The organism is Streptomyces sp. NBC_01267 (assembly GCF_036241575.1).
Classification (GTDB): Bacteria; Actinomycetota; Actinomycetes; order Streptomycetales; family Streptomycetaceae; genus Streptomyces.
Map to the genome: position 1 here is coordinate 4,396,229 of NZ_CP108455.1, position 12,658 is coordinate 4,408,886.

The window sequence follows — 12,658 nt, forward strand, 5'->3', positions numbered from 1 at the left end:
CCGACCGGCCCGCAGGTCCGTCAACTGTCGGCGGCCCGACCGGCCTTGAGGGCCCGGGTGATCTGGACGACCCGCTCGGCCTGGACCCGTGCCGCGATCAGGGTCTGCTCTCCCACGGGGATGTCGCCCTGCCCCGCCACATGAGAAGTGCCGTACGGGTTGCCGTCGATGAACTTCGAGGGATCCGTGTACCCGGGGGCGACGAGGATACCGCCGAAGTGGTGAACGGTGTTGTACAGGGCCAGGAGCGTGGACTCCTGCCCGCCGTGCGTGGTCGCGGTCGACGTGAACCCGCTGTACACCTTGTCGGCCAGCTGTCCCGCCTGCCACAGTCCGCCGAGCGTGTCGATGAACTGCTTGAGCTGGGAGGTGACGTTGCCGAAGCGGGTGGGGGTGCCGAAGACCACGGCGTCCGCCCAGATCATGTCGTCGGGCTGGGCCTCGGGAATGTCCGCCGTGGCCTGCACATTGGCCGCCCAGGCGGGGGTGGAGTCGATGGCTGCCTGCGGGGCCAGCTCCTGGGCCCTGCGCAGCCGTACCTCGGCTCCCGCCGCCTCCGAACTCCGGGTGATCTCCCTGGCGATGGTGGCGACGGTGCCGGTGCTGGAGTAGTAGATGACGGCGATCTTCACGGGATCCACGGACGTGGGCATGCGATGAACCTCCTCCTGAGACCCCCTGCGGCGACGATACGGACAAATACCCCGGACGGCTCGCCGGGCCGCGGGCGTGTGCGGCGGGGCGGGGTGGCGCGGCCCGGACGTCCCGGGCGGCGCCACCCCGGGTCACGTCACAGCTTGCCGATCACGACCGCCGTGCCGTACGCGCACACCTCGGTGCCGACATCGGCCGCCTCGGTGACGTCGAACCGCATCGCGAGCACCCCGTTGGCGCCCCGCACGCGGGCCTGTTCGATCAGCCGCTCCATGGCCTGGTTACGGGTCTGCACCAGGGTCTTCGTCAGCCCCTTGAGCTCGCCGCCCATCATCGACTTCAGTCCGGCCCCGATCTGGCTGCCCAGATGGCGGGAGCGGACGGTGAGGCCGAACACCTCGCCGATCACCTGCTGGACCGCGTAGCCCGGGACATCGTTCGTCGTGACGACCAGTACGTCGGACTGAGGGGTCTGTCCGCCGCCGTAATTCTCGATGCTCATCGGCATCCACCTCCTGGTGATCACTTTTGCCTGAAAATGCACATATCGCACCCTCGGTGATGTGATGGAACCAGGATTCGGCTGCGGGCGTTGATAACTTTGGCCAGCCATTACCCGCATGGCACCCATGCCGACTGACCCCAGGAGCCCGGAACCCGTGACCACTCTCGCGCTCGGACCGAGCTGGCTGGACCCGGACTACCTGATCAGCACCTTCGGGGTGGCCGGTCTGCTGGCGATCGTCTTCGCCGAATCAGGCCTGCTGATCGGCTTCTTCCTGCCCGGCGACTCGCTGCTGTTCACCAGCGGTCTGCTGGTCACCACCGGCAAGCTCGGCACCCCGCTCTGGCTGCTCTGCGCGCTGGTCGCGATCGCCGCGATCGTGGGCGACCAGGTCGGCTACCTCTTCGGCCGCAAGGTCGGCCCGTCGCTGTTCAAGCGCCCGGACTCCAAGCTCTTCAAGCAGGAGAACGTCGAGAAGGCGCACGAGTTCTTCGAGAAGTACGGCCCGAAGTCGCTGATCCTGGCCCGCTTCGTGCCTGTGGTGCGGACGTTCACGCCGATCATCGCGGGCGTGAGCCGGATGAACTACCGCTCGTTCCTGATCTTCAACATCATCGGCGGCACGCTCTGGGGCGTGGGGGTCACGCTGCTCGGCGCGGTCCTCGGCAAGATCGACTTCGTCAACAAGCACATCGAGCTGATCCTGGTGGCGATCGTGCTGGTCTCGGTGATCCCGATCGCGATCGAGTACCTGCGGGCCCGCGGCAAGGCGCAGAAGCAGGCCGCGGCGGGCGAGACCGGCGACGGACCGGTGCCGACGACCACGCGCGGACGGCACGCGAAGCGGTAGCGGTGAGCGGAAACGGTGAGCTGGGCGGCCCGGGAACGGCAGCGGGCCACGGGCCGCCGTAACGCGCTAGAACCCGCGCGTCCGCTTCGCCGCGCGGCGCTGGCCGCCGACCACACCCGGCGCATACATGAAGAGCCGTGAGATCTCCCCGCCCAGGTTCACCCCGATCGCGATGGCCAGCGCCAGCGCGGCGGCCTTGGTCAGGGAGGCCAGGCCGTGGTTCACGTCGTTGTGCGCGATGTACAGCATCCCGAAGTACGTCGCGGAGCCCGGCAGCAACGGCCCGATCGCCGCGGTGACGTACGGCAGCGCCGACGCGTACCGGTAGCGCGAGAACAACTGCCCGAACAGCCCCACCAGCCCGGCCGCGATGGCCGTCGACGGTACGGGGGAGAAGCCCCCGGCGTAGTGCAGCGCCCCGTAGATCACCCAGGCCACCCCACCGTTCAGTGTCACCATCAGCACCGTGGACCGGTCCTGCTGGAGCAGGATCGCGAAGGCGAAGGTGAGCATCATCGCGGCGAGGATCTGGATGACCGGACGGTCCACGGTGAGCAGCGCCGCTTCCGCGTCCAGCTGGTCGGCGCCCAGCTTGAGCCCCAGGTACAGCACGATCAGCACGCCGATGACGATCGAGATGAAGAAGTACACGACTTCGAGCAGTCGCGCGGACGCGGTGATGTAGTAGCCGGTCAGACCGTCCTGCACCCCGGCGACCAGGGCCCGCCCGGGGAGCAGGGCGAAGAGGCCACCGGTGATCACCGCGGAGGCGCGCAGTTCGGGCACGTTCGCGAGGGTGAGCGCCACCCCCATCGCCGCGGGCGGCATCGCGGCCACCGCGAACTGGTAGAACTCCGGCAGCCCGCGCCCGGCACACAGCCAGGCGAGCCGGTCGCCCATCATGGCGCCCACCATCGCGGCGAAGAACACCAGCGTGCTGCCGCCGACCAGCACCGAGGCCGCTCCGGCCAGCGTCCCGCTGGCGAGCGTCAGCGCCCAGCCCGGGTACGGGTGCCGGTTCCGCCGGATCCCGGCGAGCCCGCGGTAGGCCTCTTCCAGCGAGACGTCGACGTCCTCCGACGTGATGTCGTCGATGAGGTGGTAGACGGCCGCCAGTCGGGTGTAGTCGGTGCCCCGGCGGCGTACGGTACGGCTCGCCGTCACCGGGTCGTCCACCAGCGACGGCTGGTGGGAGATCGACAGCAGGGTGAAGGTGACGGTCGGCTCGCAGCGTTCGAGGCCGTACGCCTGGGTGACGGCGAACATCGCCGCCTCCACGTCCTCGGCCCCCTCGCCGCCCGCGAGCAGCAGCTCGCCGATACGCAGCGTCAGGTCCAGCACCCGGGGGACCGCGGGCCCGGCCTCCTCGTCGTGCTTCTGGGCCGCCTCCAGCGTGGGCCGTTCGTGGACCGGCATCCGCAGCATGGTGCGCATCCGGTCCTGCCAGGGCGCCTCCTTGGCCAGCCGGACCATGGGAAAGCCGTGGGCCGGGGTGAAGGCGGGCGGCGAGTTCTGGGCGCTGTACGTCTGCGGCGGGGTGAAGGCGGAACCCTCGGGCTCGGCCGCGGACTCGGCGGACAGACCGGGCGGAACGGCGAACTCGGAAGTGGTGGAACTGTCCTCGGGGGCGGGCGACTCCGTGCCGCTCGGCGGCGCGAACGCGCTGCGTACCTCGTCCGACTGCGGCTTGCGGTCCTCGGGACCGTCCGTGTCAGCCACCACTCGCTCCGCTCCCACCTCTTCCGTACCGTGTCTGCAGCCTGCCCAGTATGAGCACGGATACGGGCCCCACCGCCTGCTGACGGCCGCGGGCGGTGCCTCCCCGGTGGCAGGCCCAGAGGCAAGCACAGAGGGAGACACCGCCCGCGGGAGCAGCGATCGGTGGCGCGCCGGGGCGCCGGATCAGCCGTGGATCAGTGCGATCCGCCCTGTGCCTGAAGGCGCTTGTACGAGTTCTCGACCTCGGCCTCGGCCTCGCTGCGGCCGACCCAGTCGGCGCCCTCGACGGACTTGCCGGGCTCCAGGTCCTTGTAGACCTCGAAGAAGTGCTGGATCTCCAGACGGTCGAACTCCGACACGTGGTGGATGTCGCGCAGGTGCTCGACCCGCGGGTCGGAGGCCGGGACGCAGAGCAGCTTGTCGTCGCCGCCCGCCTCGTCGGTCATCCGGAACATGCCGATCGTGCGGCACTTGATGACACAGCCGGGGAAGGTCGGCTCGTCCAGCAGGACCAGGGCGTCCAGCGGGTCGCCGTCCTCGCCCAGGGTGTTCTCGACGAATCCGTAGTCCGCGGGGTAGCTGGTCGAGGTGAAGAGCCGACGGTCCAGACGGATCCGGCCGGTCTCGTGGTCGACCTCGTACTTGTTCCGCGAACCCTTCGGAATCTCGATGGTGACGTCGAACTCCACGGGTGGCTCCTCCATGATCAACACGAACTTCGGGTGGTGCTGCGTCCTGCCGGACCCGCCGGGTGCCGTGCTCGCGGCAAACGCAGTGGTTAAGTGTCCCCCACGACGATGTGTGATCGCGAAAGGGGCTGCTCCGAGGTGCCGATGCCGAAGGTGACGACATGGCAACTCTCGGCGGGCTCCGCCGTGATCGGTCTCGCGCTCGCGGCCGGGCTGATCGCGGCGTCCGGACCCTGGGACTCGGGTCAGCGTAAGGCCGAGCGGGACTGGGCCGCCTCCAGGAGCGGTACAGGTGGCGCAGATCACGGCCGGGCCGCGCGCCCCGCCGGTCCGGCCCCCGCACCGAGTGCGCCGGGCGTACTGGTGGCGCTCGGCGGTACCGGGGCGGACAAGGGCCGGGCACCCGCGGGGGCGCTGCCCGACGGCAAGGGGCTCGCCGGAGCTCTGGACCCGCTGATGCGGGCCCCGGCGCTGGGCGGCAGCCGCAGCGGCGTGGTGATCGACACCGCCACGGGCAAGCAGTTGTACGGATCGCACGCCGACCAGCCGATGACCCCGGCCTCCACGGTCAAGCTGGCCACCATGGTCGCCGGGCTCTCCGCGCTCGGCCCCGACCACCGCATCGCCACCACGGTCACGGCGACCCCGGACGGCAAACGCCTCACCCTGACGGGCGGCGGCGACCCGACCCTGGACCGGGACGGGCTGCGGGCCCTCGCCGACGACACCGCCCGGGTGCTGCGCGACCGGGGCGTCAGCTCGGTCCGTATCTCGTACGACACCTCGCTCTACTCCGGACCCCCGCTCCACCCCATCGGCCCCAACGACAACATCGCCCCGGTCAGCGCGCTGATGACGGACGAGGGACGGCTGAACAGCGGATCCTCCGGGAATTCCGGCGGCGGCGACGATCACGGTCCGGCCCCGCGTACCGGCGACCCGGCGGGCGACACGGCCCGGCTGTTCGCCTCGATGCTGGCCCACCGGTCCGTCCACAGCGCGCACGAACCGACGTCCGGCCGCTCCCCGAAGGACGCCCGGCCGGTGGCCAGGACGTACTCGGCGCCGCTGTCCGCCCTGGTGGAGCGGGCCCTCACCAACAGCGACAACGACATCGCGGAGGCGGTGGCCCGGCAGACCGCGCTGGCCGCGCACGAACCCGCGAGCTTCGACGGCGCGGGCCGGGCGGTCCAGGATCGGCTCAAGAAGCTCGGCATGCCGCTGGACGGGGCGCACTTCGCCGACGGCAGCGGACTGAACCGGCACGACAAGGTCACCGCGACGCTCCTGGCCACCCTCCTCACCCGGGCAGGCGACCCGGCCCACCCCGAACTGCGCCCGGTCCTCACCGGCCTGCCGATCGCCGGATTCACCGGCACCCTCGACCAGCGCTACACGCACTCGGCCGACGCCACCGGACTGGTCCGCGCCAAGACCGGCACCCTGACCGGGGTGAACACCCTGGCCGGCACGGTAGTCGACGCCCAGGGCAGGCTGCTCGCCTTCGCGTTCCTGGCCTCGGACACGGACTCCCCGACCGCGGCCCAGTCGGCGCTGGACCGGCTGGGCACGACCGTGGCGTCCTGCGGCTGCGGGCGGTAGGGCCAACACCTCACCGTCCGCGGATCGGAGAACGTACGGTTGACACATGACGCGCATCGGTGGTGCCGAGATGGTCGACTGGAACCTCGCCACGGCGACTGCGACCCGCTTCGCGAAACAGGGTCCGGACGTCAGCAGGGACGAAGCCCGTGCGGTGGTGGCGGAGCTGCGCAGGCATGCCAAGTCCGCCGAGGAACACGTCCGGGCCTTCACCCGGATGATCCCGGAGGACACCGAGCGCAAGGACACCCCGGTGCTCGTCGTGGACCGGGCGGGCTGGGTGAAGGCCAACGTCGCCGGGTTCCGTGAGGTCCTGCGGCCCCTGCTGGAGAAGATGCAGGAGCGGCGCGGCAGCGGGCCGGGCGGCGCGGTGCTCGGCGCGGTCGGCGGCAAGGTGACCGGCGTCGAACTGGGCATGCTGCTGTCGTTCCTCTCGTCCCGGGTGCTCGGGCAGTACGAGACGTTCGCCCCGGCCGACCGTGACCTCCCGGCCTCCGTGGGCACCGGCGGACGGCTGCTGCTCGTCGCGCCGAACATCGTGCACGTGGAGCGCGAGCTGGAGGTCGACCCGCACGACTTCAGGCTCTGGGTCTGCCTGCACGAGGAGACCCACCGCACCCAGTTCACCGCCGTGCCCTGGCTGCGCGACCATCTGGAGGGCGAGATCCAGTCGTTCCTCGAAGAGACCGAGGTCGACCCGATGACCGTCCTGGAACGGCTGCGCGAGGCCGCCCAGTCGCTCGCGGGCAACCGCTCCGACGCGTCCGACAGCACCGGCACCGACCGCGGGAACTCGCTGGTCGAACTGGTCCAGACGCCGGCCCAGCGGGACATCCTGGGCCGGTTGACCGCGGTGATGTCCCTGCTCGAAGGACACGCCGACTACGTGATGGACGGGGTCGGCCCGCAGGTCGTGCCGTCGGTCGACGAGATCCGCGAGAAGTTCCAGCAGCGCCGGGCCCAGGGCGCGGGCCGCCTCGACCAGGCACTGCGCAAGCTGCTGGGCCTGGACGCCAAACTCCGGCAGTACCGCGACGGAGAGCGGTTCGTACGGACCGTGGTCGACGAGGTCGGCATGGACGGCTTCAACCGCGTCTGGACCTCGCCGAACACGCTGCCCACCAAGGCGGAGATCGCCGCCCCCGCCGACTGGATCGCACGGGTGCACCGCAAGGGCGACCCGTCGCTCTGACCCGGCCGGCGTTCCCGGCCGTCCGCGGCTGAAGTACGCGGCGGAGGGCCCCGGGTCTCCCAGAAAGGCGCAGCATCACCCATCCGAGGGACCGTGGGCAAGGGGTTGGCGTGCAATGCTCGGGTATCGGCCCGCTTCTGTCACCATCTATGCACTCTGTGTGACGCTGTCGTCTATCCGAGGCACCCCCCCAACTCCACCGAAGGGCACCGGACATGGGTCCCCATCCTGCGGTCGCAGCGATACGCCTGGCGGTTCGCCGCGTACTCCACGACGTACTGAACGAACAGACCGAACAGCCCGCAAGCCCGCACCTCGCCGGTGCGTACCCCGGAAGCACCCCGCACGGACGGCCCGAGCCGCTGGTGCTGGTCGCGTGCTCCGGTGGCGCCGACTCCATGGCGCTCGCCTCCGCCCTGGCCTTCGAGGCCCGTAAACTCGCCGTCCGCGCGGGCGGCGTCACCATCGACCACGGACTCCAGGACGGCTCGGAATTCCGGGCCGCCGAAGTCGTCTCCCGGCTCGGCGGCCTCGGGCTCGACCCCGTCGAATCGGTCGCCGTGGCCGTCGGCCGGGCCGGCGGGCCCGAGGCTGCCGCGAGGGATGCCAGGTACGCCGCGCTGGACGCGGTGGCCGAGCGCCGCGGCGCCGCCGCCGTCCTCCTCGGGCACACCCGCGACGACCAGGCGGAGACGGTCCTCCTCGGCCTGGCCCGCGGCTCCGGCATCCGTTCGCTGTCCGGTATGGCGGCCGTCTCGGGGGCGGCCGGCCGGTACCGCAGGCCCTTCCTCCAGCTCGACCGGCAGACCGCCCGCAAGGCGTGCCTGATCCAGCAGCTGCCGGTCTGGGACGACCCGCACAACACCGACCCCGCGTACACCCGCTCCCGGCTGCGCCACGAGGGCCTGCCCGCGCTGGAGAAGTCGCTCGGCAAGGGCGTCGTCGAGGCGCTGGCCCGCACCGCACGTCTCTCCCGTGACGACGCCGACGCCCTGGACGCCTGGGCCGCGGACGCCGAGGCGTCCTCCCGTGACGAGACCGGGCAACTGGAGTGCGCGAAGCTGAACGCCCTGCCGCCCGCAGTCCGCAGCCGGGTGCTGCGCCGCTCGGTCATCGCGGCGGGCTCACCCGCGGGTTCGCTCTTCGCCCGGCACATCGAGGAGATCGACCGGCTGATCACCGGCTGGCGGGGGCAGGGGGCCATCAACCTCCCCGGCCGGGTGGAGGCTCAGCGGCAGGGTGGCAGACTGGTTATCCGGCAAGGCTGACGCAGAGCCGCGCCTCAGGCGAAGCACAAGCAACTGAAAGTGGCCCGGGTGAACGAGAAAGACATGGGCACCGACCTCGCGTCGGTGCTCATCACCAAGGAAGAGATCGACGCCAAGCTCGCGGAGCTGGCAGCGAAGATCGACGCGGAGTACGCGGGCAAGGATCTGCTGCTCGTCGGTGTTCTCAAGGGCGCCGTGATGGTGATGGCGGACCTCGCCCGTGCACTGTCCACGTCGGTCACGATGGACTGGATGGCGGTGTCGTCGTACGGCGCGGGCACCCAGTCGTCGGGTGTGGTCCGGATCCTCAAGGACCTGGACACCGACATCAAGGGCAAGCACGTGCTGATCGTCGAGGACATCATCGACTCGGGTCTGACGCTTTCCTGGCTGCTGTCGAACCTCGGTTCCCGTGAGCCCGCCTCGCTGGAGGTCTGCACCCTGCTGCGCAAGCCGGATGCCGCAAAGGTCTCGCTCGACGTGAAGTGGGCCGGGTTCGACATTCCGAATGAATTCGTCGTCGGATACGGACTCGACTACGCGGAGAAGTACCGCAACCTCCCCTTTGTCGGCACTCTGGCCCCGCACGTCTACGGCGGATAACGGCCCGTCCGGCTCTGCCGGACAGGCCGGAGTTCAGCCGTGAGCCGAACGGGAACCCTCACCTATTTCCCGCCGTTGGAGCAGGGGAAGGCACTCCTGTGCACTCCCGTGAGGTCGCGGGCGGCGATGCTGGGGTACCGTCCGAAGAACACTCTTTACTCACAGCAGCATTTACCTACGGGCAGGAGGGACGGGGCGTAGTTCCGCCCCGTATGGATGGACGTGAAGCGATACTTCCGTGGGCCGGTCATGTGGATCGTGCTGGCCGTCCTCGCCGTGGTCGTGTTGATGCAGGTCGTCGGCTCGTCGGGCGGCTACAAGTCAGTGGACACCTCCAAGGTCGTCCAGGCGATCGACAAGAACCAGGTCGAGCAGGCCAAGGTCACGACTGGTGACGAGAACGTCATCAAGATCGAGATGAAGAGCGGCCAGAAGCTCAGTGGCGAGTCGGGCAGCAAGTTCCAGGCGAACTACATCGGCGATGCGCAGGGCACCGCGCTCGCCGCGAAGCTGCAGAGCAAGGTCGACAGCGGCGACATCGCGAAGGGCTACACGGTCTCGCCGTCGAAGCAGAACCCGTTCGTCGGGATCCTGCTCTCGCTGCTGCCCTTCGTGCTCATCGTCGTGGTCTTCCTGTTCCTGATGAATCAGATGCAGGGCGGTGGCTCCCGTGTCATGCAGTTCGGGAAGTCCAAGGCCAAGCTGATCACCAAGGACACCCCCAAGACGACCTTCGCCGATGTGGCGGGGTCCGACGAGGCTGTCGAAGAACTCCACGAGATCAAGGAGTTTCTGCAGGAGCCGGCGAAGTTCCAGGCCGTCGGCGCCAAGATTCCCAAGGGTGTCCTGCTGTACGGGCCGCCGGGAACGGGTAAGACGCTGCTGGCACGCGCTGTCGCAGGCGAGGCGGGCGTCCCGTTCTACTCGATCTCCGGTTCCGACTTCGTCGAGATGTTCGTCGGTGTCGGTGCCTCCCGAGTGCGTGACCTCTTCGAGCAGGCCAAGGCGAACGCCCCGGCGATCGTCTTCGTCGACGAGATCGACGCCGTCGGCCGGCACCGTGGTGCAGGTCTCGGCGGTGGCCACGACGAGCGTGAGCAGACGCTCAACCAGCTGCTCGTCGAGATGGACGGCTTCGACGTGAAGGGCGGCGTCATTCTGATCGCCGCCACGAACCGGCCGGACATCCTCGACCCGGCGCTGCTGCGTCCCGGCCGTTTCGACCGGCAGATCGCGGTGGACCGGCCGGACATGCTGGGCCGTCTGGAGATCCTCAAGGTCCACCAGAAGGGCAAGCCGGTCGCCCCGGACGTCGATCTGGGCGCAGTCGCCCGTCGTACGCCCGGCTTCACCGGTGCCGACCTGGCGAACGTGCTGAACGAAGCCGCGCTCCTCACCGCGCGTGGCAACCAGAAGCTCGTCGACAACGAGGCGCTGGACGAGGCGATCGACCGTGTCGTGGCGGGCCCGCAGAAGCGGACCCGGATCATGTCCGACAAGGAGAAGAAGATCACCGCGTACCACGAGGGCGGACACGCCCTGGTCGCGGCGGCATCTCCCAACTCGGACCCGGTCCACAAGATCACGATCCTGTCCCGCGGCCGGGCCCTGGGTTACACCATGGTCCTGCCCGACGAGGACAAGTACTCGACCACGCGCAACGAGATGCTCGACCAGCTGGCGTACATGCTGGGCGGGCGCGCGGCCGAGGAACTTGTCTTCCACGACCCGACCACGGGCGCGGCCAACGACATCGAGAAGGCCACGGCCACCGCTCGCGCGATGGTCACGCAGTACGGCATGACCGAGCGTCTCGGCGCGATCAAGTTCGGTGGGGACAACACCGAACCGTTCGTGGGCCGCGAGATGGGCCACCAGCGCGACTACTCGGAAGAGGTCGCCGCGCTGGTCGACGAAGAGGTCAAGAAGCTCATCGAGACCGCGCACAACGAGGCCTGGGAGATCCTGGTCGAGAACCGCGACGTCCTCGACAACCTGGTCCTGCAGCTCCTCGAGAAGGAGACGCTGAACAAGGAGCAGATCGCCGAGGTCTTCTCGGGGATCGTGAAGCGTCCGGCTCGTCCGGCGTGGACCGGCTCCACCCGGCGTACGCCGTCGACCCGGCCGCCGGTGCTCTCCCCGAGGGAACTGGCGCTCACCAACGGCGCTGCTGGTGCGGTCACTTCGGGCAACAACGGCTCGACCCCCGCGGACAGCGGCATCGAGTCCGTTCCCGAGGACCGGCCGGAGAGCTGATCACCGCTCGCCCTTGCCGGTAGCCCCGGAATGCATGCCGCGTCCCCCAGGTTCTAGCCTGGGGGACGCGGCATTTTCTTTTACGGAGCGAGGCACAGATGACGGACCCGATAACGCTGGACGGCGAGAGCCGGATCCGCGAGTTCGACGAGAAGCGGGCCGAGAATGCCGTACGGGAGCTGCTCATCGCGGTCGGTGAGAACCCGGACCGTGAAGGGCTGCTGGAGACTCCGGCCCGGGTCGCGCGGGCGTACAAGGAGATCTTCGCGGGTCTGCGGCAGGAGCCCGAGGACGTCCTGACGACGACGTTCGACCTCGGCCACGACGAGATGGTCCTGGTCAAGGACATCGAGGTCTTCTCGACCTGTGAGCACCACCTGGTGCCGTTCCACGGTGTCGCGCACGTCGGCTACATCCCGGCGACCAGCGGCAAGATCACCGGCCTCTCCAAGCTGGCCCGGCTGGTCGACGTCTATGCCCGGCGCCCCCAGGTGCAGGAGCGTCTCACCACGCAGATCGCCGACTCCCTGATGGAGATCCTGGAGCCGCGTGGCGCGATCGTGGTGGTGGAGTGCGAGCACATGTGCATGTCGATGCGCGGCATACGCAAGCCCGGCGCGAAGACCATCACCTCGGCGGTGCGCGGCCAGCTGCGCGATCCGGCGACGCGGGCCGAGGCCATGAGCCTGATCATGGCGCGCTGAACGGATCAGCGCGGAACGGATCAGCGCGGACGGAAGCGGCCTGAACGAAAACGGGCCGGACGGAAGCTGATGGAACGGGAGCGGACCGGGCGGGCCGGGCTGCGCCGGTCAGGCCGCCGCGCCCTGGCCGTTCTTGTCCTCGTCGTCCGGGAGCTTGCACACCCGTTCCAGGAAGAACGCCGCGGCGACCACCGCGATCCCGGCCACCACCGAGAACCCGGCGTAGATCGCCTGGTCCCGGCGGGACGGGTCGTCGAGGTGGCTGAGCAGATAGACCCCCGTGCCGCCGTACAGCCCGCAGACCAGCGACACGACCAGCGCGCTGGCCTGCGCGAAGACCACCGCGCGGGCCGCCATCAGCGGGTCGACGCCCTTCGCTCCGGGGCGCCGCTCCCGCTGGGCGCGCAGTCGCCCACGCAGCGAGAGAGCCGTGGCGAGCAGAACGACCGCGATCGCCGCCAGCACGATGGGCGCGGCGAGCGGCACGCCCGGCAGGGTGCCCACCGAATTCCAGAGCCGGGCACCCGCCCAGGACAGCACTCCGGCGACGACGAACAGACCGGCCAGTACACCGAGCCGTAGTTGCTTCACGTGACTCTGCTCTTCCTTGCTCACG

General features: G+C 69.7%; 12 protein-coding genes. 7 read left to right on the forward strand and 5 right to left on the reverse strand.

What is annotated here, in order from left to right; translation table 11 throughout:
- Window positions 1-20 precede the first annotated feature (20 nt).
- Window positions 21-653, reverse strand: coding sequence for an NAD(P)H:quinone oxidoreductase (gene wrbA / locus OG709_RS20185; protein ID WP_250305477.1), 633 nt, complete (start codon window positions 651-653; stop codon window positions 21-23).
- A 137-nt stretch (window positions 654-790) separates the two neighbouring features.
- Window positions 791-1,156, reverse strand: coding sequence for a YbjQ family protein (locus OG709_RS20190; protein ID WP_250305476.1), 366 nt, complete (start codon window positions 1,154-1,156; stop codon window positions 791-793).
- Window positions 1,157-1,313: 157 nt separating this feature from the next.
- Here OG709_RS20190 and OG709_RS20195 point away from each other — a divergent pair, with 157 nt between their 5' ends.
- On the forward strand, window positions 1,314-2,009 hold the full coding sequence (locus OG709_RS20195; protein ID WP_250305475.1) for a DedA family protein: 696 nt from the start codon (window positions 1,314-1,316) through the stop codon (window positions 2,007-2,009).
- A gap of 66 nt (window positions 2,010-2,075) precedes the next feature.
- Here the strand turns inward: OG709_RS20195 and OG709_RS20200 are convergent, their stop codons facing one another.
- Complete coding sequence (locus OG709_RS20200) at window positions 2,076-3,731, reverse strand: threonine/serine ThrE exporter family protein (RefSeq protein WP_250305474.1); 1,656 nt, start codon at window positions 3,729-3,731, stop codon at window positions 2,076-2,078.
- 191 nt (window positions 3,732-3,922) lie between these two features.
- On the reverse strand, window positions 3,923-4,417 hold the full coding sequence (locus OG709_RS20205; RefSeq protein ID WP_250305473.1) for an inorganic diphosphatase: 495 nt from the start codon (window positions 4,415-4,417) through the stop codon (window positions 3,923-3,925).
- A 144-nt stretch (window positions 4,418-4,561) separates the two neighbouring features.
- Between OG709_RS20205 and dacB the strand changes: the two genes are divergently transcribed.
- The 6 genes from dacB (at window position 4,562) to folE (ending at window position 12,042) form a co-directional block, all read left to right on the forward strand.
- The gene (gene dacB / locus OG709_RS20210) at window positions 4,562-6,019 is read left to right on the forward strand and encodes a D-alanyl-D-alanine carboxypeptidase/D-alanyl-D-alanine endopeptidase (protein ID WP_329169155.1); all 1,458 of its coding nucleotides are present in this window, start codon (window positions 4,562-4,564) and stop codon (window positions 6,017-6,019) included.
- A 46-nt stretch (window positions 6,020-6,065) separates the two neighbouring features.
- Entirely contained in the window at window positions 6,066-7,211 is a 1,146-nt protein-coding gene (locus OG709_RS20215) for a zinc-dependent metalloprotease (RefSeq protein ID WP_250305472.1), read from the forward strand.
- Window positions 7,212-7,426: 215 nt separating this feature from the next.
- Window positions 7,427-8,479: a tRNA lysidine(34) synthetase TilS gene (gene tilS, locus OG709_RS20220; RefSeq protein WP_250305471.1), complete on the forward strand. Its 1,053-nt coding sequence runs from the start codon at window positions 7,427-7,429 to the stop codon at window positions 8,477-8,479.
- 63 nt (window positions 8,480-8,542) lie between these two features.
- Window positions 8,543-9,082 (forward strand): hypoxanthine phosphoribosyltransferase, encoded by a 540-nt coding sequence (gene hpt / locus OG709_RS20225; protein WP_250305594.1) that lies wholly within the window; start codon window positions 8,543-8,545, stop codon window positions 9,080-9,082.
- A 216-nt stretch (window positions 9,083-9,298) separates the two neighbouring features.
- Window positions 9,299-11,338 (forward strand): ATP-dependent zinc metalloprotease FtsH, encoded by a 2,040-nt coding sequence (ftsH, locus tag OG709_RS20230; protein WP_250305470.1) that lies wholly within the window; start codon window positions 9,299-9,301, stop codon window positions 11,336-11,338.
- A 98-nt stretch (window positions 11,339-11,436) separates the two neighbouring features.
- On the forward strand, window positions 11,437-12,042 hold the full coding sequence (gene folE, locus OG709_RS20235; protein WP_250305469.1) for a GTP cyclohydrolase I FolE: 606 nt from the start codon (window positions 11,437-11,439) through the stop codon (window positions 12,040-12,042).
- Between the two features lie 108 nt (window positions 12,043-12,150).
- Here the strand turns inward: folE and OG709_RS20240 are convergent, their stop codons facing one another.
- Window positions 12,151-12,633 (reverse strand): DUF3180 domain-containing protein, encoded by a 483-nt coding sequence (locus OG709_RS20240; protein ID WP_250305593.1) that lies wholly within the window; start codon window positions 12,631-12,633, stop codon window positions 12,151-12,153.
- Between the last annotated feature and the right edge of the window lie 25 nt (window positions 12,634-12,658).